General features: G+C 72.8%; 25 protein-coding genes. 21 read left to right on the forward strand and 4 right to left on the reverse strand.

Features of this window, described 5'->3' with window-relative positions; translation table 11 throughout:
- Positions 1-126 precede the first annotated feature (126 nt).
- From OG933_RS28860 to OG933_RS28870, 3 genes are read left to right on the forward strand one after another with little or no spacing between them, the layout of a single operon-like run.
- A complete protein-coding gene (locus OG933_RS28860; protein WP_362524717.1) occupies positions 127-1,215 on the forward strand; it encodes a nitronate monooxygenase in 1,089 nt (362 codons plus the stop codon).
- Positions 1,212-1,958, forward strand: coding sequence for a 16S rRNA (uracil(1498)-N(3))-methyltransferase (locus tag OG933_RS28865; protein ID WP_362524715.1), 747 nt, complete (start codon positions 1,212-1,214; stop codon positions 1,956-1,958). Before OG933_RS28860 ends, OG933_RS28865 begins: the two co-directional genes overlap by 4 nt.
- Before the next feature lie 26 nt (positions 1,959-1,984).
- A complete protein-coding gene (locus OG933_RS28870) occupies positions 1,985-2,377 on the forward strand; it encodes a VOC family protein (RefSeq protein ID WP_020127757.1) in 393 nt (130 codons plus the stop codon).
- Here the strand turns inward: OG933_RS28870 and OG933_RS28875 are convergent.
- Entirely contained in the window at positions 2,319-2,714 is a 396-nt protein-coding gene (locus OG933_RS28875) for a hypothetical protein (RefSeq protein ID WP_362524712.1), read from the reverse strand. The two genes, OG933_RS28870 and OG933_RS28875, sit on opposite strands and share 59 nt — an antisense overlap.
- 79 nt (positions 2,715-2,793) lie before the next feature.
- Between OG933_RS28875 and OG933_RS28880 the strand changes: the two genes are divergently transcribed.
- The 5 genes from OG933_RS28880 to OG933_RS28900 all read left to right on the forward strand — a co-directional run bounded on the left by OG933_RS28880 (position 2,794) and on the right by OG933_RS28900 (position 8,982).
- A complete protein-coding gene (locus tag OG933_RS28880; RefSeq protein WP_362524710.1) occupies positions 2,794-3,297 on the forward strand; it encodes a hypothetical protein in 504 nt (167 codons plus the stop codon).
- Between the two features lie 45 nt (positions 3,298-3,342).
- A complete protein-coding gene (locus tag OG933_RS28885; protein WP_405629552.1) occupies positions 3,343-6,549 on the forward strand; it encodes a S41 family peptidase in 3,207 nt (1,068 codons plus the stop codon).
- 157 nt (positions 6,550-6,706) lie between these two features.
- Positions 6,707-7,060, forward strand: a complete 354-nt coding sequence (locus OG933_RS28890) for a histidine triad nucleotide-binding protein (RefSeq protein ID WP_054244874.1) — start codon at positions 6,707-6,709, stop codon at positions 7,058-7,060.
- A 6-nt stretch (positions 7,061-7,066) separates the two neighbouring features.
- Positions 7,067-7,972: a ribonuclease Z gene (locus tag OG933_RS28895; protein ID WP_405629554.1), complete on the forward strand. Its 906-nt coding sequence runs from the start codon at positions 7,067-7,069 to the stop codon at positions 7,970-7,972.
- A 20-nt stretch (positions 7,973-7,992) separates the two neighbouring features.
- Entirely contained in the window at positions 7,993-8,982 is a 990-nt protein-coding gene (locus OG933_RS28900; protein ID WP_362524705.1) for an adenosine deaminase, read from the forward strand.
- A gap of 12 nt (positions 8,983-8,994) precedes the next feature.
- Here OG933_RS28900 and OG933_RS28905 read toward each other — a convergent pair whose 3' ends face one another.
- On the reverse strand, positions 8,995-10,047 hold the full coding sequence (locus OG933_RS28905; protein ID WP_405629556.1) for a hemin ABC transporter substrate-binding protein: 1,053 nt from the start codon (positions 10,045-10,047) through the stop codon (positions 8,995-8,997).
- 85 nt (positions 10,048-10,132) lie between these two features.
- Here OG933_RS28905 and OG933_RS28910 point away from each other — a divergent pair, with 85 nt between their 5' ends.
- The 4 genes from OG933_RS28910 (at position 10,133) to OG933_RS28925 (ending at position 15,450) form a co-directional block, all read left to right on the forward strand.
- On the forward strand, positions 10,133-10,921 hold the full coding sequence (locus OG933_RS28910) for a hypothetical protein (RefSeq protein WP_405629559.1): 789 nt from the start codon (positions 10,133-10,135) through the stop codon (positions 10,919-10,921).
- Positions 10,922-10,953: 32 nt separating this feature from the next.
- A complete protein-coding gene (locus tag OG933_RS28915) occupies positions 10,954-11,949 on the forward strand; it encodes an HtaA domain-containing protein (protein WP_405629562.1) in 996 nt (331 codons plus the stop codon).
- Between the two features lie 205 nt (positions 11,950-12,154).
- Complete coding sequence (locus tag OG933_RS28920; RefSeq protein ID WP_405629563.1) at positions 12,155-12,691, forward strand: hypothetical protein; 537 nt, start codon at positions 12,155-12,157, stop codon at positions 12,689-12,691.
- A gap of 134 nt (positions 12,692-12,825) precedes the next feature.
- Positions 12,826-15,450: an immunoglobulin I-set domain protein gene (locus OG933_RS28925; protein WP_405629564.1), complete on the forward strand. Its 2,625-nt coding sequence runs from the start codon at positions 12,826-12,828 to the stop codon at positions 15,448-15,450.
- A gap of 28 nt (positions 15,451-15,478) precedes the next feature.
- Here OG933_RS28925 and OG933_RS28930 read toward each other — a convergent pair whose 3' ends face one another.
- Entirely contained in the window at positions 15,479-16,759 is a 1,281-nt protein-coding gene (locus OG933_RS28930; RefSeq protein WP_405629566.1) for an MFS transporter, read from the reverse strand.
- Between the two features lie 184 nt (positions 16,760-16,943).
- Positions 16,944-17,726 carry an IclR family transcriptional regulator gene (locus OG933_RS28935; protein WP_405629567.1) on the reverse strand — a complete coding sequence of 261 codons (783 nt, stop codon included), beginning with the start codon at positions 17,724-17,726 and terminating at the stop codon, positions 16,944-16,946.
- Between the two features lie 116 nt (positions 17,727-17,842).
- Here OG933_RS28935 and OG933_RS28940 point away from each other — a divergent pair, with 116 nt between their 5' ends.
- The 9 genes from OG933_RS28940 (at position 17,843) to OG933_RS28980 (ending at position 26,050) form a co-directional block, all read left to right on the forward strand.
- Positions 17,843-18,781 (forward strand): 5-dehydro-4-deoxyglucarate dehydratase, encoded by a 939-nt coding sequence (locus OG933_RS28940; protein ID WP_362524687.1) that lies wholly within the window; start codon positions 17,843-17,845, stop codon positions 18,779-18,781.
- Positions 18,778-20,067 carry a glucarate dehydratase family protein gene (locus tag OG933_RS28945; protein WP_362524685.1) on the forward strand — a complete coding sequence of 430 codons (1,290 nt, stop codon included), beginning with the start codon at positions 18,778-18,780 and terminating at the stop codon, positions 20,065-20,067. The genes OG933_RS28940 and OG933_RS28945 overlap by 4 nt, the downstream gene beginning before the upstream one ends.
- Positions 20,068-20,229: 162 nt before the next feature.
- Complete coding sequence (locus OG933_RS28950) at positions 20,230-20,721, forward strand: hypothetical protein (RefSeq protein ID WP_405629570.1); 492 nt, start codon at positions 20,230-20,232, stop codon at positions 20,719-20,721.
- A gap of 222 nt (positions 20,722-20,943) precedes the next feature.
- Complete coding sequence (locus OG933_RS28955; RefSeq protein WP_405629572.1) at positions 20,944-22,125, forward strand: carbohydrate kinase family protein; 1,182 nt, start codon at positions 20,944-20,946, stop codon at positions 22,123-22,125.
- 171 nt (positions 22,126-22,296) lie between these two features.
- On the forward strand, positions 22,297-23,355 hold the full coding sequence (locus OG933_RS28960; RefSeq protein WP_028806498.1) for a PhoH family protein: 1,059 nt from the start codon (positions 22,297-22,299) through the stop codon (positions 23,353-23,355).
- Positions 23,356-23,368: 13 nt separating this feature from the next.
- The gene (gene ybeY / locus OG933_RS28965) at positions 23,369-23,866 is read left to right on the forward strand and encodes an rRNA maturation RNase YbeY (protein WP_020127737.1); all 498 of its coding nucleotides are present in this window, start codon (positions 23,369-23,371) and stop codon (positions 23,864-23,866) included.
- Positions 23,863-25,170 carry a hemolysin family protein gene (locus OG933_RS28970; RefSeq protein WP_020127736.1) on the forward strand — a complete coding sequence of 436 codons (1,308 nt, stop codon included), beginning with the start codon at positions 23,863-23,865 and terminating at the stop codon, positions 25,168-25,170. The genes ybeY and OG933_RS28970 overlap by 4 nt, the downstream gene beginning before the upstream one ends.
- A 12-nt stretch (positions 25,171-25,182) precedes the next feature.
- Positions 25,183-25,542: an MmcQ/YjbR family DNA-binding protein gene (locus OG933_RS28975; RefSeq protein ID WP_362524680.1), complete on the forward strand. Its 360-nt coding sequence runs from the start codon at positions 25,183-25,185 to the stop codon at positions 25,540-25,542.
- A 154-nt stretch (positions 25,543-25,696) separates the two neighbouring features.
- Entirely contained in the window at positions 25,697-26,050 is a 354-nt protein-coding gene (locus tag OG933_RS28980) for a cytidine deaminase (protein WP_028806497.1), read from the forward strand.
- The last annotated feature ends 123 nt before the right edge of the window (positions 26,051-26,173 follow it).

Raw genomic sequence — 26,173 nt, forward strand, 5'->3', positions numbered from 1 at the left:
CCGTACCGGCCCTGAACGGGCCTCGTCCTCAATCGCCGGACGGGCCGGATCTGCCGGCACGTGAAAGCACGTGCCGATGGGAAGGGTCGATTCGGACTTGTTCGGAGGACGTGACAACATGCCGTCATGTCCTCCGCACTGACCGATCTCTTCCCGTATCCGATCGTGCAGGCCCCCATGGCGGGCGGTGTCTCCCTCCCGCGGCTCGCGGCCGCCGTGTGCGAGGCCGGCGGGCTCGGATTCCTGGCCGCCGGGTACAAGACGGCCGACGGCGTGTACCAGGAGATCAAGCAGCTGCGGAGCCTCACCACCCGCCCCTTCGGCGTGAACCTCTTCATGCCGCAGCCCGAGTATGCGGAGACGGGCGCCGTCGAGGTCTACGCCCACCAGCTGGCCGGTGAGGCCGCCTGGTACGAGACCGAGCTGGGCGACCCGGAGAGCGGCCGCGACGACGGCTACGACGCCAAGCTCGCGGTGCTGCTGGACAACCCGGTGGCGGTGGTCTCGTTCCACTTCGGCATCCCGAGCACCGAGGTGCTGGAGTCCCTGCGGCGCGCGGGAACGTTCACCCTGGTCACGGCGACCACCGCCGCGGAGGCCCGCGCGGTGGAGCGGGCCGGCGCGGACGCGGTGATCGTGCAGGGTGTGGAGGCCGGCGGCCACCAGGGCACCCACAAGGACAACCCGGAGAACGACCGCTCCGGCATCGGGCTGCTCGCGCTGATCGCCCAGGTCCGCGAGTCCGTGAACCTGCCGATCGTGGCCGCGGGCGGGCTCATGCGCGGCAGCCAGATCGCCGCGGCCCTCGCGGCCGGTGCGAACGCGGCCCAGCTGGGGACCGCGTTCCTCGTCACACCCGAGTCCGGCGCGCACGCCGTGCACAAGCAGGCGCTGACCAACCCCCTCTTCGTACGCACCGAGCTGACCCGTGCCTTCTCCGGCCGCCCGGCCCGCGGCCTGGTCAACCGCTTCCTGCGCGAGCACGGCCCGTACGCGCCCGCCGCCTACCCGGAGGTCCACCACCTCACCTCGCCGCTGCGCAAGGCGGCCGCCAAGGCGGGCGACGCACAGGGCATGGCGCTGTGGGCGGGACAGGGACACCGGCTGGCCCGCGAGCTGCCCGCCGGGCAACTGGTGGAGGTCCTGGTGTCCGAAATCGCCGAGGCGCGGACAGCGTTGTCGGATTTCCAGGCCCGTGAGGGCGGTGCCTCGTGACGGCGCCCGTCTTCGTCGTCGACGCACTCCCCGCCTCCCGCTCCGCGTTCGTACTGGACGGTCCCGAGGGCCGGCACGCCGTCTCCGTGAAGCGGCTGCGGACCGGTGAGGAGGTCGTCCTCACCGACGGCGCCGGGCGCTGGGCGCGGGGCGAGGTCGTCGCCGCCGAGGGCAAGGACCGGCTGGTGGTGAGCCTGGGGGAGGTGGTCGAGGAGCCCGCCGAGGAGCCCCGGATCACCGTCGTCCAGGCGCTGCCGAAGGGCGACCGGGGCGAGCTGGCCGTCGAGACGATGACCGAGACCGGCGTCGACGCGATCGTGCCGTGGGCGGCCGCGCGCTGCATCACCCAGTGGAAGGGCGAGCGCGGCGCGAAGGCCCTCGCCAAGTGGCGGGCCACCGCCCGCGAGGCCGGCAAGCAGTCCCGTCGGGTCCGCTTCCCCGAGATCGCCGACGCGTCGACGTCCCGGCAGGTGGCGGAGGTGCTCGCCCGCGCCGACTTCGCCGCCGTCCTGCACGAGGACCGTGACTACGGCAGCGAGCCCCTGGCCACCGCCGCACTGCCCACCACGGGCGAGATCGTGCTCGTCGTGGGCCCCGAAGGAGGCGTCTCGCCCGACGAGTTGGCGCTCTTCGCGCAGGCGGGCGCGAAGGCGTACCGGCTCGGGCGGAGCGTCCTGCGCACCTCGACCGCCGGTACGGCGGCCGCGTCCCTGATCCTGGGCAGGACCGGTCGCTGGTCCTGACCCCGCCCGTCCTCCGGGAGGACATCGTGGAATTCGTCCAGGTAAGGCTGCTGGTCACCGACTTCGCCGCCTGCTACCGCTTCTACGCCGACGTCCTCGGTCTCAAGCCGCAGTCGGGGGCGGAGCGGGGACCGTACGAGAAGTTCTCGCCCGCCACCGGTTCGACGGGAATAGCCATTCAGGACCGGAAGATGATGGCGGAGGTGCTGGGCGAGCTGGGCGACACGGCGAACGGCCACCGCTCCCTGGTGGCCCTGCGCGTCGACGACCTGGACGCCCTGTGCGCGCGGATCACCGCCCGCGGCGCCGCCCTGATCCACGGCCCCGCCCCGATGGCCGACCGGATGCGCGTGGCCTACCTCAAGGACCCGGAGGGCAATCTGGTGGAACTTCAGGAGTGGTTGCTGCTGCGCGGCTGAGCGCGACGGCGGTGAACAGCTCCCAGCCGTCCAACTCGCCGTCCAGGGGCAGCAGTTCCCTTTTGACGGCCTCGTCGACGAAGGCGCGCACCACACCGGGTCGGTTGAGGTTGAGGTGATGGTGGCGGTCGCCCACCCCGCCGCTGTGCCCGTAGGCGACGCTGCCCACGTAACGCCCTTCACCGTCCTGGAAGACGATGTGGGTGCGCACCCCGTCCCGGTGGAGGGTGAGCACCTCCTGGCAGGGCCCTGGGTCCCCGTGCCGGTGGCGGACCGTCCACACATAGGTGGTCGTCCCGTCCACGACGAGGGTTCTCCGGCGGCGCTGATCGCTCATGCGTCCAGCGTAGGACCGGCGCGGAACGTGACCGCATACGGGCTACCGCACCGCCCGCCCGAGTGGCACGCTGCCGTCCATGGGGGCGTTGAGGCGCATTTGGCTTCTCCCGTCGGTGGCCGTGGCGGCGGTGGGCGTCGTGGCGTGCGAGCCGGGCGGGCTGAGCAGCATGTCCGTGGCGTACACCACCGACGAGGCCGCGACGGCCGAGATCCAGCGGCGGGACGTGGACGTGCGCTGGCTGACCTGCACGGCTCGGTACGAGGACCAGGAGAGGGCGGGGACCGTCGCCGCCGTGGACTGCCAGGGGAAGACCGCCGACGGGCGGGACATCACGGTCGAGGGGCAGGTCGCGCGGGCGGTCGACGGGGCCTGTGTGCGCGGGGATCTCACCGCCGTCGTCGGGAAGAAGCAACTGTTCCGGGTGAGCGGTCTCGGCGACTGCAAGTCCGCGACGCCGTCGCCGGTCGAGCCGTCCGACTCCGACCGGCCCGGCGGGCGGCCGACGGTCACCGTGACCGTCACGGTCACCGAGACGGTGAGCGGGGACGGAGGCGGGGGCGGGGGCGGCGGAAAGAAGTGATCGAAACCCCTGACCTGCGGTCCCGCCGGTGCATACAGTGATTCGGTGACACAGCCCGCGACGCCTGCCGCATACCTCCGATACCCCCATCTGCACGGCGAGTCGGTGGCCTTCGCCGCCGAGGACGACGTGTGGCTGGCCCCCCTCGACGGCGGCCGCGCCTGGCGGGTCAGTGCCGACAACGTGCCGGTCACCCTGCCGCGTATCTCGCCCGACGGCACCACCGTGGCCTGGACCTCCACCCGCGACGGCGCTCCCGAGGTGCACATCGCCCCCGTCGACGGCGGCCCGTCGACCCGGCTGACGTACTGGGGGAGCTGGCAGACCCGGGTGCGGGGCTGGACCCCGGACGGCCGAGTCCTCGCGGTCAGCACCTACGACCAGGCGACCCTGCGCCGCAGCTGGGCCCGCGCCGTCCCGGTCGACGGCGGACCGGCGACGACGCTGCCGTACGGGCCGGTCGGCACGGTCGCGCACGGCCCGCACACCGTGGTGCTGTCCGCGCCGATGGGGCGCGAGGCCGCCCACTGGAAGCGCTACCGGGGCGGTACGGCGGGCAAGTTGTGGATCGACCGGGAGGGCGACGGGGAGTTCGTCCGGCTGCACGAGGAGCTGGACGGCAACATCGAACACCCCGTCTGGGCGGGGGAGCGCCTCGCGTTCCTGTCGGATCACGAAGGCACGGGAGCCCTGTACTCCTCCCTCGCCGACGGGTCGGACCTGCGGCGGCACACCCCGCTCGAAGGCTTCTACGCCCGGCACGCCGCCGGTGACGGTACCCGGGTCGTGTACATGTCCGCGGGTGAGCTGTGGCTGCTCGACGACCTCGACGGGGCCGAACCGCGCCGGCTCGACATCCGCCTCGGCGGGCAGCGCACCGACCGCCGCCCGTATCCCGTCGCCGCCTCCCGCTGGCTGGGCGGGGCAGCGCCCGACCACACCGCGCGGGGCAGCGCGGTGGAGGTGCGCGGCGCCGTCCACTGGGTGACCCACCGCCTCGGACCCGCCCGCGTGCTCGCCGCCGAACCCGGCGTCCGGGCCCGGCTGCCGCGCACCTTCCGCACGGAGGGCGAGGAGTGGGTCGTATGGGTGACCGACGCCGAGGGCGAGGACGCGCTGGAGTTCGCCCCGGCCACCGGCACGGCACCCGGCGCCACTCCGCGCCGGCTCGCCGCCGGACGGCTCGGACGGGTCCTGGAGCTCGCGATGGCGCCCGACGGCAGCCGGGCCGCCGTCGCCGCGCACGACGGGCGGCTGCTGCTCGTCGAGCGGGAGACCGGTGAGGTCCGCGAGGTCGACAGCAGCCCCGACGGCGAGGTGTCCGACCTGGTCTTCTCGCCCGACTCGGCCTGGCTTGCCTGGTCCCACCCCGGGCCGCGCCCGCTCAGCCAGCTCAAGCTCGCCAACGTCACCGACCTGTCGGTCACCGAGGCGACCCCCCTGCGCTTCCGCGACTACGCGCCCGCCTTCACCCTCGACGGCAAGCACCTCGCGTTCCTCTCCGCGCGCGCCTTCGACCCGGTCTACGACGAGCACGTCTTCGACCTCTCCTTCGTGGCCGGGGCCCGCCCGCACCTCATCACCCTCGCGGCGACGACCCCGTCCCCCTTCGGCCCGCAGCGGCACGGCAAGCCCTTCGAGGCCCCCGACAAGGACGAGACACCCGACAGCGAGGGCACCCCGACCACCCGTATCGACCTCGAAGGCCTCGCCGACCGGATAGTCCCCTTCCCGGTGGAGGCCGGCCGGTACTCCGGGCTCGCCGCGGCGAAGGACGGCGTGCTGTGGCTGCGGCATCCCGTGCGCGGTGTCCTCGGCGCCTCCCGGGCCACCCCGGACGACCCCGACCCGCACACCGAACTGGAGCGCTACGACCTCGCCCAGCAGCGCATCGAGCACCTCGCCGCCGACGCCGACGGCTTCGAGGTCAGCGGCGACGGCAAGCGGCTGCTGCTGTGGACCGACGGCAAGCTCAAGGTCGTCCCGAGCGACCGGCGCGCCTCCGGCGACGAGGACAGCGACAGCAACATCACCGTCGACCTCGGCCGGATCCGCCGCACCGTCGACCCGTCCGCCGAGTGGCGGCAGATGTTCGACGAGACCGGCCGGATCATGCGGGACAACTTCTGGCGCCCCGACCTGGGCGGCGTCGACTGGGACGGCGTCCTGGACCGCTACCGGCCCGTGCTGGAACGGGTCGCCACCCACGACGACCTCGTCGACCTGCTGTGGGAGGTGCACGGCGAACTCGGCACCTCGCACGCCTACGTCATGCCGCGCGGCGGCCACGGCGGCGGCGCCCGGCAGGGCCTGCTGGGCGCCGACATCTCCCGTCACGAGGACGGCAGTTGGCGTATCGACCGGGTCCTGCCCTCGGAGACCTCCGACCCCGACGCGCGCTCCCCGCTCGCCGCGCCCGGCGTCGCGGTGCGGGCCGGTGACGCCGTCGTCGCCGTCGGCGGGCAGAGCGTGGACCCGGTCGCCGGGCCCGGACCGCTGCTCGTCGGCACCGCGGGCAAGGTCGTCGAGCTGACGATCTCGCCGTCCGGCGGGGGCGAGCCGAGGCACGCCGTCGTCGTCCCCGTCGCGGACGAGGAGGCGCTGCGCTACCACGCGTGGGTCTCGGACCGGCGGGCGTACGTGCACGAGGCCTCCGGCGGGCGGCTGGGGTATCTGCACGTGCCCGACATGCAGGCGCCCGGCTGGGCCCAGATCCACCGCGACCTGCGGGTGGAGGTGGCGCGGGAGGGACTGATCGTGGACGTCCGGGAGAACCGGGGCGGGCACACCTCGCAGCTGGTCGTCGAGAAGCTCGCCCGGCGCATCGTCGGCTGGGACCTGCCGCGCGGGATGCGGGCGTCCAGCTATCCGGAGGACGCGCCCCGGGGGCCCGTCGTCGCCGTCGCCAACGAGTTCTCCGGGTCCGACGGGGACATCGTCAACGCGGCGATCAAGGCGCTCGGGATCGGGCCGGTGGTGGGCACGCGCACGTGGGGCGGGACGATCGGGATCGACAGCCGGTACCGGTTGGTCGACGGGACGCTCGTCACGCAGCCCAAGTACGCGTTCTGGCTGGAGGGGTACGAGTGGGGCGTGGAGAACCACGGTGTCGACCCGGACGTCGAGGTGGTCTGCGCTCCTCAGGACTACGCGGCGGAGCGGGATGTCCAGCTGGACGAGGCGGTCTCGCTGGCGCTGGCCGCTCTTGAGGAGACCCCGGCGAAGACGCCTCCGCTGCTGCCCGGGTCATAGCTCACCCGGCGTCGTCGTGACCGTCTCCGGGGGCTGCCGCCCCCGGGCCCCCGATTCGGCCTGAACGGCCTCGTCCTCAAACGCCGGACGGGCTGGAACAACGTACCCCCGCTACCATGCCCCCGTACTGATCACAACCGTCTGAGGAGGAACCCGCATGGCAGGGGAACCGCAGGACGACTGTCTGTTCTGCAAGATCGTCGCGGGGAACATCCCGGCGACGATCGTGCGGGAGACCGAGACGACCATCGCCTTCCGGGACATCAACCCGCAGGCGCCCACCCACGTCCTGGTGATCCCGAAGGCGCACTACCGGGACGCCGCAGCGCTGGCCGCCGGCGCGCCGGAGCTCGCCGCCGACGTGCTGCGCGAGACGCAGGCGGTCGCGGACGAGGACAAGCTGGAGAGCTACCGCGTCGTCTTCAACACCGGCGCGGGCGCCGGTCAGACCGTCTGGCACGCCCACGCGCACGTCGTCGGCGGCCGGGGCCTGCACTGGCCTCCCGGATAGGCCGCCGTGTCCGTACGTGAACTGGTGGTCCTCGGCACCGCCAGCCAGGTCCCCACCCGGCATCGCAACCACAACGGCTACCTGCTGCGCTGGGACGGCGAGGGTCTCCTCTTCGACCCGGGCGAGGGCACCCAGCGGCAGATGCTGCGCGCCGGGGTCGCCGCGCACGACCTCAACCGGATCTGCGTCACGCACTTCCACGGGGACCACTCCCTCGGTCTCGCCGGTGTCATCCAGCGCATCAACCTGGACAAGGTCCCGCACCCGGTCACCGCGCACTATCCGCGCTCCGGGCAGCGCTTCTTCGACCGGCTGCGCTACTCCACCGCCTACCGCGAGACCGTCGGCATCACCGAGGTCCCGGTGGACGCGGACGGCGTGCTCGCCACCACCGCGTCCTACCGTCTCGAAGCCGCGCGGCTCTCCCATCCCGTCGAGTCCTACGGCTACCGGATCGTCGAGCCGGACGGCCGCCGCATGCTGCCCGAGCAGCTGGCCGCGCACGGCATCAAGGGGCCGGACGTCGGCCGGATCCAGCGGGAGGGTGCGATCGGCGGGGTGTCGCTGGACGAGGTCAGCGAGGTGCGGACCGGACAGCGGTTCGCGTTCATCATGGACACCCGGCTGTGCGAGGGCGTGCACGCGCTCGCCGACGGCGCCGACCTGCTCGTCATCGAGTCGACCTTCCTCGACGAGGACGAGCAACTCGCCGTCGACCACGGTCATCTGACCGCCGGCCAGGCCGCCCGGGTGGCCCGTGACGCCGGGGTGCGGCATCTCGTCCTCACCCACTTCAGCCAGCGCTACGCGGAGCCGGAGGAATTCGAGCGGCAGGCGCGGGCGGCCGGGTTCGAGGGCGAGCTGACCGTGGCGCACGACCTGCTGCGAGTGCCGGTTCCGAAACGCCGATAAAACGGCCGTACGATGCTTTGATGCCCCTCCCCAAAGCTGAACTGCACCTGCACATCGAAGGAACCCTGGAGCCCGAGCTGGCTTTCGAGCTGGCCGCCCGCAACGGGGTCGCACTGCCGTACGCCGACACGGACGAGCTCCGCAAGGCGTATCAGTTCGAGGACCTCCAGTCGTTCCTGAACCTGTACTACGAGCTCATGGCGGTCCTGCGCACCGAGCGCGACTTCGAGGACCTCGCGAACGCCTACCTCGCGCGGGCCGCCGCGCAGGGCGTGCGGCACGCGGAGATCTTCTTCGACCCGCAGGCCCACCTCGCCCGCGGGGTGAGCATGGGCACGGTCGTGGACGGGCTGTGGCGCGCGCTGGGCGCCAGTGAGGCCGAGCACGGCATCTCGACCCGGCTGATCCTGTGTTTCCTGCGCGACGAGTCCGCCGAGTCGGCGCTGGAGACGCTGGAGGCGGCGCGGCCCCACCTCGACCGGATCACCGGTGTGGGTCTGGACTCCGCCGAGGTCGGGCATCCGCCGGTGAAGTTCCGCGAGGTGTACGAGGCGGCGGCCGCTCTGGGACTGCGGCGCGTCGCGCACGCCGGTGAGGAGGGGCCGCCGGAGTACATCACCGAGGCCCTGGACGTGCTCGGCGTGGAGCGCGTCGACCACGGGCTCCGGTGCATGGAGGACCCGGCCCTCGTCGAGCGGCTGGTGCGGGAGCGGATCCCGCTGACGCTGTGCCCGCTGTCCAACGTGCGGCTGCGCACCGTCGACGTCCTCGCCGACCACCCGCTGCCCGCCATGCTCGACGCCGGGCTGCTGTGCACGGTCAACTCCGACGACCCGGCCTACTTCGGCGGGTACGCCGGCGACAACTTCGACGCCGTGGGCGCCGCCCTGGGCCTGGGCGAGGAGCGGCTGCGCGAGCTGGCCCGCAACTCCTTCGTCGCCTCCTTCCTGGAGGACGACGAGGAGCGGCGGGCGCGGTATCTCGCGGAGGTCGACGCCTACACGTTCTAGGACCCGTCCTGGTCAGGCCCGGTGGATGCGGTCGACCAGGATGTCGATGACGAGGGGCGTGCGGGGGCCGAAGCTCAGCAGCACGCCGTCCTCCAGGTCGACGACCCTGCGGTCCATGCCCGCCGGGGTCTGGGCGATGCCGGGGATCCGGAGGAGGCCGTCGAGGCCGCCGACCGATTCCAGGCCCTTGGTCATCATCAGGATGACGTCCGGCTGGGCCTGGGCGAGCGCCTCGGTGGTGATGGGGGTGAAGGGCTTGTCCAGCCCGGCAGCCGTGCCCGCGTCCACCGCGCCCGCCGCGGCCAGCAGCGAGTCGGCGCCGGATCCCTTGCCGCCGATCAGATAGACGGCCGCGCTGCCGCGCAGGTAGAGGAAGGCGACCTTGGGCGTGCTGCCCTCGGGTACGCCCGCGCGGGCCGCGTCGAGTTCGGCGCTCATGCGCGCGTCGAGTGCCTTCCCGGCGGCCGGGACGCCCAGGGCCTGGGCGATGCGCGTGGTGCGGGTGGTGACGTCGGAGAGTTTCGTCGCCGGATCGAGTACGACGACCGGGATCCCGGCGTCCCGGATCTGCTCGACCGCCTCCTCGGGGCCGGTGTCCGTGTCGGCCAGTACCACCGTCGGCCTCAGTGACAGCACGCTCTCGGCGCTCACGTCGTGCGCCTTGGTGACCTGGGGGAGCTTCTTAGCCTCCGCGAAGGTGGCCGTGATGTCCCGGCCGACGACCCGGTCGCCGAGCCCGAGCGTGAACACGATCTCCGCCACGCCCCCGTTGAGCGGCAGGATGCGCGAGGCGTCCTTCACGGTGACCCGGCGGCCGTCGGAGGAGTCGACGGTGACCGGCAACTTCGGGATGGGGGCCGGTCCTTCGAGGGGGACGAGGGAGTTCTTCGCGAGCTGTTCCTGCGCGGCGGCGGCCCGCGCGCTCGCGGTCGTGGGGGTTGCGTCCCGGTCTCCCGCGTTCCCGCTTCCCGCGCCGCTTCCCGCGCAGGCCCCCGTCAGTACGGCGAGGGCCAGCCCGAGGGCGGCGAGGCATCTTCCGGACCGGCGTCTCCCGGCTGCGCGCATGGCCTTTCCTTTCCGCTCCGCTGGTGCACAGTTGAGGAATAGTTTAGGTTAGCCTTCCCTTAGTTTCGCATGGTGGGGGTGTTCCATGATCTCGGCAAGTGGCCTGCGCGGCCACGGAGTTGGCTGTTCCCTGGCGGTCGCCTCGGCGTCCGTCCTGCTGTTCCCGGCGGCCTCGGCGGCCGTGGCGGCGGGTGGAACGGCGACCGGTCCCGAGGGTCAGAAACTCACGGTGTCCAAGTCGTCCGGCCTCGATCCGGCGGGCGAGACGGTCACCGTGACCGGCTCCGGCTACAACACCGAGAAGGGCGTCTACGTCGCCTTCTGCGTCGACAACGGCGCCGGCAAGACCCCCACCCCCTGCGTCGGCGGCGTCGACATGTCCGGCGAGTCGGGCGCGTCCGTGTGGGTCTCCTCCAACCCGCCGTCCTATGGCGAGGGGCTGGCGAAACCGTACGGCGGCAGTGGGCACGAGGGCACGTTCGGCGTGCGGCTCAAGGTGCGCGCCAAGGACGCCAACACCGACTGCACCGCCGCCGGGGTGACCTGCGCCGTCATCACCCGCAACGACCACACCCGGGGCGGCGACCAGACCCAGACGGTCCGGATCCCGGTGACGTTCGGGGCGTCGGGGGCGACGGGCGGTTCCGGTGCGTCGGCGACGCCGAGCGCGAGTGCGACGGCCGGGTCCGGCGCGACCGGGGGTTCCGGCACCACCAAGGCGGCGGACGGGGCGGCCGACGGGTCGATGGCCAGTACCGGGTCCGACCTCGCGCTGCCCGTCGGGCTCACCGCCGCCGGACTGGTCGGCGCCGGGACCGGCGTCTGGTTCTGGGCGCGCCGACGCCGTACCGGAAGCGCCCCGGACCCGAGCTGATACCACCTCATATACCCGAGGGAGAACCGAAGATGGCGAAGAGACCCGGCGTTCGGTCGCGCGCCGCGGCCCTGGCGGCCGGCGCCCTGTTCGCGCTGTGCTGTCCGACCGTGGCGGCCGCGCAGGTCCGGGCCGAGGGGGAGGCGCTGTCGCGCGAGGTGTCCGGTGGCTCCGCGAGCTGGGCCACGGGCGGCTCCGCGCTGACCGGCCGGGGTGTGTCGCTCGACGTCACGCGGCCTGCCGTACATGCGAGCGCGGACCGCGCCTCGTTCCCGGCCCTCGGTGGTGCCGCCGATCCCGAAAGCGGCTCCGCCGAAATGGAGTTGGGCGGCGCGGCCCGTTTCGAGGGCTCGGGGGCGCGGTCGCTCGTCCTCGCCGGGCTGCGGCTGCGGCTCGCCGGTGACGGGGGTGCCCTGTACGGCCGTACGGTCGTCGACGGGCGGGCGCGCGAGCTGGCCCTGGCCGAGGTGGCGACGGCCGGCGCCGACCCCGTCGTACGGGCGACCGCGGTGACCTGGACCGGGCTGCGGGCGTCCCTGACGGCGGAGGGGGCGGCGCTGCTGTCCTCCTGGAGCGGGGCGCGGTTCACGGCGGGGGACGGGCTCGGCGTCCTCGAGGTGACAGCGGGGACGGGGGAGACGGGAGAGGTGGGGGAGGCGGCGGAGGTCGGCGAGACCGGGGCCGCGGTCCCGGAGGGTGCCGGATCGCCACAGGCGTCCCCGGGCGCCGCAGCGCAAACGCGGGCGGGCGGGCAGGAGGGACCCACCGTCGCCGTGGCCCGAGCCGCGCTCACCGCGGGCGCCGAACAGACGGTCACCGGCGCGGGGTTCACGCCCGGCGCGGTCGTGCTGGTCGCCATCGACGGGGACACGCGCTACCAGGTGGTGGCCGACGCGCGGGGCGGGATCGCGCGGAGTTTCCCGGTGTACGCCAATGCCTTCGAGGGGGAGCACACGGTCGTTCTGACCGTCGTGGGCGGTGAACGGAGCGCGCCGAGCGCCCGGTTCGGGGTCGAGGCCCCCCACTGAGCGGCGTGTCACGCCGTTCGCAGTCGCAGCGAGGAGCGGGCCGGTCGGTCCGCTCCTCGGCATGCCCGAAATCACTGAAAACACAGGTCAGTTGGCATTCTTTGCCGTCCGTTGACAAACGACCGGAGATCGTACTTAGGTTTGCCTTACCTAAGTTTCTTCTTGCGGCACCGCCCGCAGGATCGGACAAGAGAGGCCTTCCGTCATGAGAGTCCCCGCCACCCGCACCGTCGCCCGCGCCGGTCTCGCCGTCGCCGCCTCCGCCGCCCTCACCCTGGGCCTGGCCACCTCCGCCTCGGCCGCCACCTCGACCCGCAGCGTCGTCGACGGCGGCACCACCTACAACCTGTCGCTGACGGCCCCCGACACCGCGTCCGCGGCCGGCCAGGTCGTCACCGTCACCGGTTCCGGCTACAACACCGGCCAGGGCATCTACGTCGGCCTGTGTGTCGTCGACGGCGCCGCGGGCGTGAACAAGCCCACCCCGTGCCTCGGCGGCCAGGACGAGTCCGGCTCCACCGGCGCCTCGCACTGGATCAACAACGTCTTCGGCGGCCTGTTCGCCAACAGTTCCAAGTTCGGCACCGGCGGCACCTTCAGCGTGCAGATCTACGTCCGGGCCACCCTCGAGGACGGCAGCGTCTGCGGCCAGGACGTCGAGTGCGCCGTCGTCACGCGCGCCGACCACTTCGACACCAACGACCGCAAGTACGACGTGCACGTCCCGGTCACCTTCCAGTAGGCGTTCATGGCCCCGACCGGATGCACGGGCCGGTCACCCGGGCCGTCGAACGGGCCGGTCACCCGGCCGGCCCGTTCCGGCCCGTCCGGCTCGTCCCACCTTCCAGTGACCGTCCGTCACCCTAGGAACCCCTCATGACAGACGACAGAACCGGCCGGCAGCGGCGCGGCGGTACGACCGGACCCCGGCTCAGGCGTCCCGCGGCGCTCCTTGGAGCCGTCGCGCTGGTGGCCGCCGGAGCTCTGGCCGTCACCTTCGGCTCACCCGCCGAGGCCGCCGACACCCCCAGGACGGCGCTCGGCAAGGACGGCCAGAAACTCACGGTCTCCGCTTCCGCCGGTCTCGACCCGGACGGCGAGACCCTGCGCGTCACGGGTTCCGGCTACGACGACACCCTCGGTATCTACGTCGCCGTGTGCAAGGACAACGGCGACAACCGCGTTCCCACCCCCTGCCTCGGCGGCGCCGACCAGTCGGGGAACAGCGGCTCCTCGATCTGGATCATCCCCAGGGACGCCTCGGACGAGGGCGCGGGCACGGTCGCCGTCCGGTGGGGCGAAGGCGGCACCTTCGACGTCGACCTCGGCGTCAAGGCCAAGGACGCGGGCCTCGACTGCCTTCAGGTCGCCTGCTCGGTCGTCACCCGCGTCGACCACAACGGCTCCGGCAACCGCTCCCAGGACGTCCGCATCCCGCTCTCCTTCGTGGGCCAGGGCCCGGGCGACGGAGGCGGCGACGGCGACGGCGTGGACGTCCCGGCGGGCACCGTCAGCTATGTGGAGGCGAAGGCCGGCGAGTTCGCCGGCACCAACGCCGGCCGCCCCCTGGACCTGCTGCTGCACCCCGACTCCGGAAAGCTGTACGTCGGTGCGGACAACATCCCCGACACCTCGACCGTGGCCGAACAGGGCCTGTACGTCCTGGACGCGGCGAACGGCACCGCGCTCGGCCACATCGCGCAGGCCCCCGGCCTGAACGGCGCCATGGCCGCGCGGGTGGTCCGCCGGATCATCGCCCCGCTCCCCGGCGACGGCGTCGTCTTCCACTACCCGCTGCGCGGCATAGGCACCGCCAAGAACGGCGACACGGCCGCGCAGGGCATCTGGGCCAACGGCGCGACCTACACCGGCGTCGGCCAGGACGCCGACACCTCCACCGTGCTGATCGCGGCCGGACCCGAGCTGCGCCGCGTCGAGATCGCCACCGGCACCGTGAAGGACACCGTCACCCTGGAGGGCGGCGGCGAGCTCGGCGTGGACGCCGCCCACGGCGCCGCCTGGTCCCTCGGCACCGCCGGCGGCAAGACCGTGCTGCGCCGCGTCGACACCGGCACCTTCGAGGTCACCGCCACGGCCGAACTCACCCCCGACGTCCTCACCTTCGTCGAGCCGGATCCGGCGACCGGCAACGTCTGGGTCGGCAACGGGACGTCCGTGCTCGTCCTCGACCGGGACGCCAAGCCGCTGACCACCCTGACCGGCGTGGACCGGGCCATGGCGGTGGCCTTCGACAAGGTGACCGGGCGGGCGTTCGTGCTGCGCGAGGACCTCGCCGACGGCACCACGGACAACGCCGGTTCGCTGGAGATCCTCGACAGCGCGACCTTCGAGCCGGCCGCCGCCGCGGTCGCCCTGCCGGGCAGTGTCCGGGTCGGCACCTACGCGGGCGTCGCCGTGACCCCCGGCGCCACGTCCGTCTACGTCACCAAGGCGGCCGAGAGCAAGGTCGTCAGGTTCGACGTCCGGATGTCCCCCAAGGTCGTCCAGTCGCCCACCAACCAGGCGGTCGCCCCCGGCGACGAGGTCACCTTCGTCGCGGCGGCCGAGGGCACCCCCGACCCCACCGTGAGCTGGAGCGTCAGCCCCGACGGCGGTCAGACCTGGTCGAGGATCGAGGGCGCGACGAAGAACGCGTACACCTTCACCGCGAAGGCCGGCCAGGACGGCTACGGGTACCGTGCCGAGTTCACCAACGCGGTGGGCACCACCCGCACGTCACCGATCACGCTGACCGTCACGCAGGCGAGCGGCGACGGCGGTACCACCGGCGGTGGCGAGACCCCGTCCGGCCCGTCCGGCACGAGGACCGGCACCGGTACCGCGGGTCAGAAGCTCACCGTCACCCCGGTCAACGACCTCGCCACCGAGGGCCAGGTGGTGAAGGTCATCGGCTCCGGCTACGACGTCGGCAAGGGCATCTACGTCGCGCTCTGCGTCGACAACGGCGACGGCGAGCTGCCGACCCCGTGCGTCGGCGGCGTCGACATGACCGGCGGTTCGCACAGCTCGGCGTGGATCTCCTCCGATCCGCCGGACTACGGCGAGGAACTGGCCACCCCGTACGGCACCGGCGGCACCTTCTCGGTCGAACTCACCGTGGACGCGAAGGACGAGTTCACCGACTGCTTCAAGGCGAAGTGCGTCCTCGCCACCCGCGCCGACCACACCCTCTCCGGCGACCGCTCCCAGGACGTGAAGGTCCCGGTCGCGTTCGTCGGCCAGGACCCGGTGGACACCGACGACGACACCACCACCGGCGGCACGGACGGCGGTTCGACCTCGGGCACCTCCGGCGGCACGACGTCCGGCTCCGGCACGGGCGGGACCGGCGGCACGGGCACCTCGACGACCGGCACCACCTCCGGCGGCAGTCTCGCCTCCACCGGCGCCACCGTCGGCACGGTGGCCGGCCTGGCACTGCTGCTCACCGCGGCCGGCTGGTACGTCCACCGGCGGGCGAGGACGGCGCGAGCCGGGTAGCGGGCGACGACAGGCCGGTCGCGCGGCCTCAGGCACTGGACCCCGGCGCGGCACCAGCCCGCCGGGGTCCGGCCGTGCCGTACGCGTCCCGGACGGGTACCGCCGAGCCCTCCACCGCAATCTCCACCACCTGCGGCTCCGGGGTGCCGCCCCGCCGCCGGACCGAGCCCGCGACCTGCGGGCCGCCGCCCGTGCGCAGGGCGACGGCGGTCATCGGCACCGCGACGACGAGCAGCCCGGCCCCCAGCAGCAGTCCCATCACCGGGAACCCGGCCCACGCCGACAGCACGCTCCCGGTCAGCGGCCCCGCCGCCGTCCCCAGTGAGGACGCCGACCCGACGAGCACCGCCCAGCGGCCGCGCGGGTCGAGCGAGGCGGCCAGTCCGATCAGGTACGACAGCACGATCGGGTAGAGCGTGTTCCAGGCGATCTCGCCGGCCGCGAAACTCACCGGCCCGGTGGCGCGGGCGCTGGCGACGACACAGCCGGCGATCAGGACGGTCCCGGCGCCGATGGGCACCGCCCGCCCGAGCCGCGTCCCGAGCGCCCCCGCGCCCAGCACCCCCGTGAGCCCGGCTCCCAGCGCCACCGCGAAGACGACACCGACGCCGGCCTCGGTGAGGTGCGCCTGGGTCAGGCCGATGCGTCCGCTGACGCCCCAGAGGGAGTTCTGGACCAGGGACCAGCAGGGCATGGCTGCGGCCAGGACGAGTCCGGCCCGCAGCCGGGGCAGCCGCGACCGGTCCTCGCGGCGGGTCCGGACCGGGGCCGCCCGGCCGGGCAGACGCCCCGTCAGCGGCCAGACGGCGAGCGCGGTGAGGGCGATCGCGGCCAGCGGCTGACCGTGTCCCGCACCCAGGTGCGGCACCGTCAGATAGACGGCGCCCGCGAGCGCGGAGACCCCGAGCAGGCCCGCCGTGGAGACGCGGTGCGGGTCGGGATGGGCGGCGATCCGGGTGGCGGCGACCGTGGTGACCGTGCCGGAGCCGAAGCCGCCGAGGACCGCGCCCGCGATGACGGCGGTCACCCCACCGGCGAGGGCGGCACCGCCGTAGCCGAGCACGGCGAGGGTCAGTCCGATCCGGGCGAGGGTCCGCGCCCCGATCCGCTCCACGCGGGAGGCGAGCAGGAAACCGGCGGCGGCCGAACCGAGCAGCAGCGCACTGCCGACGGCTCCGGCCTCGGTGGCGGACAGCGGCAGCCCGGCGTCCAGTCGGCCGACCACGGTCGGCAGCAGATAGGGGGCGAGGTACCCGGCCGTGAACAGGGCGACGACGGGCCAGGGCAGGGTGGTGCGTGGGGCGAACACGGGCGTTCCAGGGCATGCGAAAGGGACGGCTCGGAAGGGGCCGGAGGAGGGGTGGGGCGCCGACCGTCGACGGACAGGAACGCGCGGGCAATTTGTATCAAGCACGCGGTGCGAGATGAAGGGCAGGGTGGGTGATGTGGATCACCATGCGTTTGGGGTGCTGGAGAGCGGGTAGCGGCGGGCGCTAACGCCAGTCGGCGGCGCCGCCGGAACCCGGTGCCGTCGCCTCGATCTTCGCCCTGATCTCCCGCATCACCGCGACGATCCGCTCCTCGTGCTCCGGCGTCAGCCGGGCCACCGGCACCGAGCAGCTGACCGCGTCCTGCGCGGGGGTGTCGTAGCGCAGCGCGAACCCGAACCCGACGATGCCGAGGACGCCCTCCTCGCGGTCCACGGAGTACCCGCGCGCCCGCACCCCGGCGAGATCGTCGAGCAGCGCCTGCCGGCTCGTGCGGGTGTGCGGGGTGAACGCCTCGTACGGCCCGTGGGGCAGCTCGCTGTCCGGCCGTTGCGCCAGCAGTGCCTTGCCGAGCGCGCCGACGTGCGCCGGGAGCCGCCGCCCGACCCGGCTGATCGTGCGCAGGTACTCGTGCGACTCGCGCGTCGCCAGATACGCCACGCCCCGGCCGTCCAGCCGGCCCAGGTGGATCGTCTCGCCCAGCGCCTCGGACGCCTCGTCGAGGTAGGGCCGCACCAGCCGCACGCGCGGGTCGGAGTCGAGATAGCTGGTGCCGGTCAGCAGGGCGTGGATGCCGATGCCGTAGAGGGAGCCGGTCACGTCCGTGCGTACCCAGCCCCGGCTGATCAGGGTCTGGAGCAGCGCGTACATCGAGCTGCGCGGTACCCCCAGCTCGTCCGCCAGCTCCTGGAGCCGCGCCGGCCGGTCGCCGCGCGCCGCGAGCAGTTCCAGCAGCTCGACCGTGCGCGCCGCGGACTTCACCTCGCGGACGCCGCCTGTCTCCGACATGTGCCGATCGTAAGGGTGTGCGGGTCGGGGGGCGCGCACCCATTGACGGTCGGCGTTCGCGTATCTAACCTCCATCTTCATACGTGGATGACGTCTACATAGGGAGATGACCGAGGGTGAGCCTCGACAGGGAAACGGTCCGACGCCTGCGGGACGGCATGGCACAGGGGGTGCTGTCGTTCCCGCTCACGAGCTTCCACGACGACGGCTCCCTCGACCCCGACGGCTTCCGCGCGCATGTCGCGGCGCAGATCGCGACCGCACCCGGCGCCGTCTTCCCCGCCTGTGGCACCGGAGAGTTCTTCTCCCTCGACGAGGACGAGTACCGCCGGGTGGTCACGATCGCCGTCGAGGAGGCGGGCGGCCGCCTGCCCGTCGTCGCCGGGGTCGGCTACGGCTGGGCCCAGGCCACCCGGTTCGCGCGCATCGCGCAGGAGGCCGGCGCCGACGCCCTCCTCGTCCTGCCGCACTACCTCGTCGCCGCCCCGCAGGACGGCCTCGTCGCCCAGCTGGAGCAGCTCGCCGCCCGCACCCGGCTGCCCCTCATCGCCTACCAGCGAGGCCAGGTCACCTTCACCGCCGCCTCGCTGCGGCGGGTCGCCGCGATCCCGGGCGTCATCGGCCTCAAGGACGGCCACAGCGACCTCGACCGCCTCCAGCGGCTCACCCTCGCCGCCCCCGACGGCTTCCTCTTCTTCAACGGCGCCGCCACCGCCGAGATCCAGGCCCGCGCCTACGCCACCGTCGGCGTCCCCGCCTACTCCTCCGCCGTCCACGCCTTCGCCCCGGAGATCGCGAACGCCTTCTTCACCGCGCTGCGCGACGGCGACGACAAATCGGTGGACCGGCTGCTGCGCGACTTCTACGTCCCGCTCGTCGAACTCCGCGACCGGGTACCGGGATACGCCGTGTCCCTGGTGAAGGCGGCGGCCCGGCTGCGCGGCCGCCCCGTCGGACCCGTCCGCGCACCGCTCACCGACCCCTCGCCCACCGACCTCGCCGAGCTCAGGGCCCTCCTGGGCGCCGGCCTCGACCTCGTAGGAGCCGCGCTGTGAACCTCACGATCACCGACGTCCGCCTGACCCCGATCCTGGTCGCCGACCCGCCGCTGCTCAACACCCAGGGCGTGCACCAGCCGTACACGCCCCGGCTGATCGTGGAGGTCGAGACGGCGGACGGGGTCACGGGCGTCGGCGAGACGTACGGCGACACCAAGTACCTGGAACTGGCCCGCCCGTTCGCCGAGAAGCTGCGCGGCCGCCCGGTGAGCGACCTGAACGGCCTGTTCACCATCGCCGACGAGGTGGCCGTCGACAGCTCCCGGGTCTTTGGGCAGGTGGACGTCGGCGGGCTGCGCGGCGTCCAGACCGCCGACAAGCTGCGGCTGTCCGTCGTCTCCGCCTTCGAGGTCGCCTGCCTCGACGCCCTCGGCAAGGCGCTCGGCCTGCCCGTGCACACCCTGCTCGGCGGCAAGGTGCGCGACGCGGTCGAATACAGCGCCTACCTCTTCTACAAGTGGGCCGACCACCCCGAGGGCGTCCCCGCGGAGAAGGACGACTGGGGCGCCGCCGTCGACCCGGCCGGGGTGGTCGAGCAGGCCCGGCGCTTCAAGGAGCGCTACGGCTTCACCTCCTTCAAGCTCAAGGGCGGCGTCTTCCCGCCGGACGAGGAGATCGCCGCCGTACGGGCGCTGGCCGAGGCGTTCCCCGGCCACCCGCTGCGGCTCGACCCCAACGGCGCCTGGTCCGTGGCGACCTCACTCAAGGTGGCCGACGAGATCGGCGGCATCCTCGAATACCTGGAGGACCCGGCCCTCGGCACTCCGGCCATGGCCGAGGTGGCCGCGAAGACCGACGTGCCGCTCGCCACCAACATGTGCGTGACGACGTTCGCCGAGATCAAGGAGGCGTTCACCCGCGACGCCGTCCAGGTCGTCCTCTCCGACCACCACTACTGGGGCGGACTGCGCAACACCCGGCAACTCGCCGAGATCTGCCGGACCTTCGGCGTCGGCATCTCCATGCACTCCAACACCCACCTGGGCATCTCGCTGGCCGCCATGACCCACGTGGCGTCCACCGTGCCGAACCTCCACCACGCCTGCGACTCCCACTACCCCTGGCAGTCGGAGGACGTCCTCACCGAACGCCTCACCTTCGACGACGGCAAGGTCACCGTGTCGGACGCGCCCGGCCTCGGCGTCGAACTCGACCGGGACAAGCTCCGGTTCCTGCACCGGCGCTGGCTCGACGACGACGGCGCGCTGCGCGAGCGCGACGACGCGGCGGCCATGCGCCTGGCCGACCCCGACTGGGTCACCCCGGCCGTCCCCCGCTGGTGACTCCGTGCCGGTGGACCCGCACCGGCAACTCCCCCTACCGGGCCGGCGGCGGGATCGGCGCACGCGGGGCCGACGAGGCGCGCGGTACGATCCGCGCCCGGCCGCCGCGGCCCGGCCGCCGTCCGGCGCCGACCGGTCGGCGAGGCGAAGGGGACGCGTGACGTGACGATCATCGCGGTGACCGGGCACATGGACCTGACCGAGGACAGCCTCCCCCTGGTCCGCTCGGCCCTGGACGACCTGCTCGGGCGGTACACCCGCGACGGCCGGCTCGTCGGCGTCTCCTGCCTCGCCAGGGGCGCCGACCTGCTGTTCGCCGAGGCCGTCCTCGCGGCCGGTGGACGTCTGACGGTCGTCGTCCCGTCGCGGGACTACCGGCTGAGCCAGGTGGGGCCCGCCGAGGCACCCCTCTTCGACCGCCTGCTCGAAGCCGCCGCGGAGATCCTCGTCCTTCCTCGGGAGAAGGCCGGCCGGCAGGCGTACGAGGCCGCCAACACCGTACTGATCGAACGCGCCGACCGGCTCGTCGCCGTGTGGAACGGCGAACCGCCCGCCGGCCGGGGCGGCGGCACCGCCGACACCGTCCTCGAAGCGCGGGCGGCGGGCCTGCCGGTGGACGTGGTGTGGCCGGAAGGCGCTGCCCGCAGCGGCTGAGGCGATCTCCGTACCTCAGCAGCCCCGTACCCCCAGGACCTCAGCAGCCCCGTACCCCCGGGACCTCAGCAGCCCCGTACCCCCGCACATCCCGTACCCCCGCGTCTCCCGTACCTGCTGCGTACCGAAGGGTGGTTGTCCCCGGCTCGCGTGTGACGGACCGCGTGTTGTCGGTGGGGTGGTGCACACTGGCCAGATCGGCACCACGTCAGGGAGCGCACCGTGACCGCGTCCAACGCGTCCACCGGAGAGGGACACCACCGCCAGACCGGCAAGGCCGGCCAGATCTGCCAGGCTGCCCGGGTCGACCCCCTGGCGGTCCGGCGCGCCCCCGACGATCCGCCGTGGGACGTCTACCTCACCGGCACCGTCTTCCTCGACATCATCTTCACCGGGCTCGACTCCGCCCCGGTGCGCGGGACCGAGTCCTGGGCGCGCGGAATGGGCTCGAGCCCCGGCGGCGTCGCCAACATGGCCACCGCGCTCGCCCGGCTCGGCCTGCGCACCTCCCTGGCCGCGGCCTTCGGGGACGACCACTACGGCGAGTACTGCTGGGACGCCCTCGAACAGGGCGAGGGCATCGATCTCAGCGCCTCGCGCTCCGTCCCCGGCTGGCACTCGCCGGTCACCGTCTCCATGGCCTACGAGGGCGAGCGGACCATGGTCTCCCACGGCCACGAACCGCCCGTCGAGGCCGTGCTGACGCAGGAAGGGGCGCCCGAACACCCGCCGCACGCCCGCGCCGCCGTCGCCTCCCTCACCCCCGGCAAGCCCGCCCCCTGGATCGAGCGGGCCGCCGGTCGCGGCACTCGCATCTTCGCCGACGTCGGCTGGGACGACACCGGTGCCTGGGACCTGGCCGGCCTCACCGACCTGGCGCACTGCGAGGCCTTCCTGCCGAACGCGGAGGAGGCCATGCGCTACACCGGCGCCACCTGTCCCCGCGCCGCCGCCCACGCCCTCACCGAGCACGTACCGCTCGCGGTCGTGACCCTCGGTGCGGAGGGCGCCTACGCCGTGGACCGGCGCACCGGCGAGTCCGCCGAGGTCCCGGCCATCGCCGTCGAGGCCCTCGACCCCACCGGCGCGGGGGACGTCTTCGTGGCCGGCTTCGTCACCGGCACGCTGGCCGACTGGCCGCTCGCCGACCGCCTGGCCTTCGCCGGCCTCACCGCGGCCCTCTCCGTGCAGGAGTTCGGCGGCTCGCTCTCCGCCCCCGGCTGGTCCGAGATCGCGGCCTGGTGGCGCAGGGTCCAGTCGGTCGAGAGCCAGGACCCCGAGGCGCTGCTGAGGTACGCGTTCCTGGACGCCCTGCTCCCGACGCTGCTCCCGGCGGCGGAGGAGGCCACCCCGTGGCCGCTGCGCAGAGCCGTGCCGACGATCGGTTTCGGCCGCTCGGCATAGCCGCCGGACGCGGTCGCCGGCCCCCTTGTCCGACCCGTCGCCGGACGCGTCGCCGGACCCGGAAAAGCCCTACGGCGTTGTCAGTCCCCTGGCGTACCCTTGAACTCGCCAGGCCGCCCTCGTGGCAGGCGAGACGCATCCGGGAGGACGTAGAGGCCCTCGGGCCGGCCTATGACTCAGACACCCACAGCTCACACGCCCGCGCAGGGCAAGGCGAGAGCACAGTTCACCGTTCCCGCCCAGCACCCCATGGTGACGGTGCTGGGATCCGGAGACTCCCTCCTGCGCGTGATAGAGACGGCTTTCCCGGCGGCTGACATCCATGTCCGGGGCAATGAGATCAGCGCGGTCGGCGACCCACGGGAAGTCGCTCTCGTCCAGCGCCTGTTCGACGAGATGATGCTGGTGCTCCGCACCGGACAGCCGATGACGGAGGACGCAGTGGAACGCTCGATCGCCATGCTGCGGGCGAGTGAGAACGGGACGAGTGACGGCCAGGAGACCCCGGCCGAGGTTCTGACCCAGAACATCCTGTCCTCGCGCGGTCGCACGATCAGACCCAAGACCCTCAACCAGAAGCGGTACGTCGACGCGATCGACAAGCACACGATCGTCTTCGGCATCGGCCCGGCCGGTACCGGCAAGACCTACCTGGCCATGGCCAAGGCGGTCCAGGCCCTCCAGTCCAAGCAGGTCAACCGCATCATCCTGACCCGCCCGGCGGTCGAGGCGGGGGAGCGGCTCGGCTTCCTCCCGGGCACGCTGTACGAGAAGATCGACCCCTACCTGCGCCCGCTGTACGACGCGCTGCACGACATGCTGGACCCGGACTCGATCCCGAAGCTGATGGCCTCGGGCACGATCGAGGTCGCCCCGCTGGCCTACATGCGTGGCCGTACCCTGAACGACGCCTTCATCATCCTGGACGAGGCCCAGAACACGAGCCCCGAGCAGATGAAGATGTTCCTCACCCGGCTCGGCTTCGACTCGAAGATCGTGATCACGGGTGACGTGACCCAGGTCGACCTGCCGAACGGCACGAAGTCGGGTCTGCGGCAGGTCCAGGACATCCTGGAGGGGCTCGACGACGTCCACTTCTCCCGCCTGTCGTCCCAGGACGTCGTCCGGCACAAGCTCGTCGGCCGTATCGTCGACGCGTACGAGCAGTACGACAGCGAGAACGGTACGGAGAACGGCACCCACAAGGGCGGCCGTAACAAGCGGAAGTAGACAAGCCAGCACCATGTCGATCGACGTCAACAACGAGTCCGGAACCGAGGTCGACGAGCAGGCGATCCTCGACATCGCCCGCTACGCGCTCGCGCGGATGCGCATCCACCCGCTCTCCGAGCTCTCGGTGATCGTCGTGGACACCGATGCCATGGAGCAGCTGCACATCCAGTGGATGGACCTGCCGGGGCCGACGGACGTCATGTCCTTCCCGATGGACGAGCTGCGTCCGCCGTCGAAGGACGACGACGAGCCCCCGCAGGGCCTCCTCGGCGACATCGTGCTGTGCCCCGAGGTCGCCGCCCGGCAGGGCACCGAGGCGCCGACGCAGCACTCCATGGACGAGGAGCTCCAACTGCTCACCGTCCACGGGGTGCTGCACCTGCTGGGGTACGACCACGAGGAGCCCGACGAGAAGGCCGAGATGTTCGGTCTCCAGGCCGCCATCGTCGACGGCTGGCGTGCGGAGAAGGGCCTGACCGGCCCGTCCCCGGCCCCGACCGTCTCATGAGCCCCACCCTCGTCGCCGGCGCGATCGCCCTGGTCGTCGTCGCCTGGCTCGCCGCCTGCGCGGAGGCGGGCCTCGCGCGCGTCTCCAGTTTCCGCGCCGAGGAGGCCGTACGGTCCGGCCGGCGGGGCAGTGCCAAGCTCGCGCAGATCGCCGCCGACCCCACCCGCTATCTGAACGTGGCGCTGCTGGTCCGCGTCGCCTGCGAGATGGCGGCCGCCGCGCTGGTCACCTACGCCTGCCTCCAGGAGATCGACGGCACGACCGGGGCCCTGTTCGCGGCGATCGGCGTGATGGTCCTCGTCTCGTACGTCGCCGTCGGCGTCTCCCCGCGCACGATCGGCCGCCAGCACCCGCTGAACACCGCGACGGCGGCCGCGTACGTGCTGCTTCCGCTGGCGCGGATCATGGGCCCGATCCCGTCGCTGCTGATCCTCATCGGCAACGCGCTGACCCCCGGCAAGGGCTTCCGCCGGGGTCCCTTCGCCTCCGAGGCGGAGCTGCGCGCGCTGGTCGACCTCGCCGAGAAGGAGTCCCTGATCGAGGACGACGAGCGCCGCATGGTGCACTCCGTCTTCGAACTCGGCGACACCCTCGTACGCGAGGTCATGGTCCCGCGGACCGACCTCGTCGTCATCGAGCGGTACAAGACCATCCGCCAGGCGCTGACCCTCGCCCTGCGCTCCGGTTTCTCCCGCATACCGGTGACCGGGGAGAACGAGGACGACATCGTCGGCATCGTGTATCTGAAGGACCTGGTCCGCAAGACGCACATCAACCGGGACGCCGAGGGCGAGCTGGTGTCGACGGCGATGCGGCCCGCCGCCTTCGTGCCCGACACCAAGAACGCCGGTGACCTGCTGCGGGAGATGCAGCAGGACCGCAACCACGTCGCCGTCGTCATCGACGAGTACGGCGGCACGGCCGGCATCGTCACCATCGAGGACATCCTCGAGGAGATCGTCGGCGAGATCACCGACGAGTACGACCGTGAACTCCCGCCGGTGGAGGAACTCGGCGACGACCGTCACCGGGTCACCGCCCGCCTCGACATCACCGACCTCGGCGAGCTGTACGGCCTCGAGGAGTACGACGACGAGGACGTGGAGACCGTCGGCGGGCTGCTCGCCAAGGCGCTGGGCCGGGTGCCCATCGCCGGGGCGTCGAGCGTGGTCGACCTGCCGGACGGGCGCGCGCTGCGGCTGACGGCGGAGGCCGCGGCCGGCCGCCGGAACAAGATCGTCACGGTGCTGGTGGAGCCGCTGGAAGCTGCGGACCGGCCACAGGACGAGACGAAACCGGAGTGACGGAGTGACGGAGTGACACCTCAGGAACTGCGTGCCTTGTGCCTCTCCTTCAACGCGGCGGTGGAGGACTTCCCCTTCCGGCCGGAGATCTCGGTCTTCAAGGTCGGCGGCAAGCTGTTCGCCCTGACGACCCTGGACGCGCGGCCCCTGACGGTGAACCTCAAGTGCGACCCGGACGACGCGGTGCGTCTGCGCGGGGAGCACGAGGGGCTGATCGTCCCCGGGTGGCACATGAACAAGCGGCACTGGAACACGGTGACGGCCGACGGGGAGCTCCCGGACCGGCTGGTCCGAGAGCTCGTGGAGGACTCCTACGACCTGGTGGTCGCCGGTCTGCCGCGGGCCGAGCGGCTGCGGCTCGACCGTCCCTGAGCCCGTCCGGCGGCCGCGCGGCCGTGCGACCCGAGCCCTTCCGGCCATCGGAACGGGCGGGGGACTCGCCCCTGCCGGTGGTGGCGGCACCACCCGTCACGCCGGCGCGCAGGGCAGACGCGGTGCGCGGATCGGTTCTTCGTATGCTCGGGGCATGACCGACAGCAACGCGCTCGATCCCGAGGACCGCAAGATCGTCACCCTGGCCCGCTCCGCGCGGGCCCGCAACGGTGTGCCCGAGGGGGCCGCCGTACGGGACGAGACCGGACGTACCTATGTCGCGGCGACGGTGGAGCTGCCGTCGCTGCGGTTGAGCGCGCTGCGGACGGCGGTGGCGATGGCGGTGGCCTCGGGGGCGGAGTCGCTGGAGGCGGCGGCGGTGGTGACCGCGTCGGAGACGGCCGACGAGGCCGATCTGGCCGCCGTGCGGGATCTCGGCGGGGCGGGGACGCCGGTGCTGGTGGCCGCGCCGGACGGGACCGTCCGGCGCACCGTCTCCGCGGGCTGACGCAGCCGGAAGCAGGGGGCACGAGGGGCGGCCGGAGGTAGGCCGGAATTCAACCTTGCCGTTCTCGCATCGCTCGCGCATCAATGGAACCGCAAGTTCCGACGGACCGTCAGATTCTGACGC

Origin of the sequence: Streptomyces sp. NBC_00016, from assembly GCF_045040885.1 — a bacterium.
In the GTDB taxonomy this organism is placed as follows: domain Bacteria; phylum Actinomycetota; class Actinomycetes; order Streptomycetales; family Streptomycetaceae; genus Streptomyces; species Streptomyces coriariae.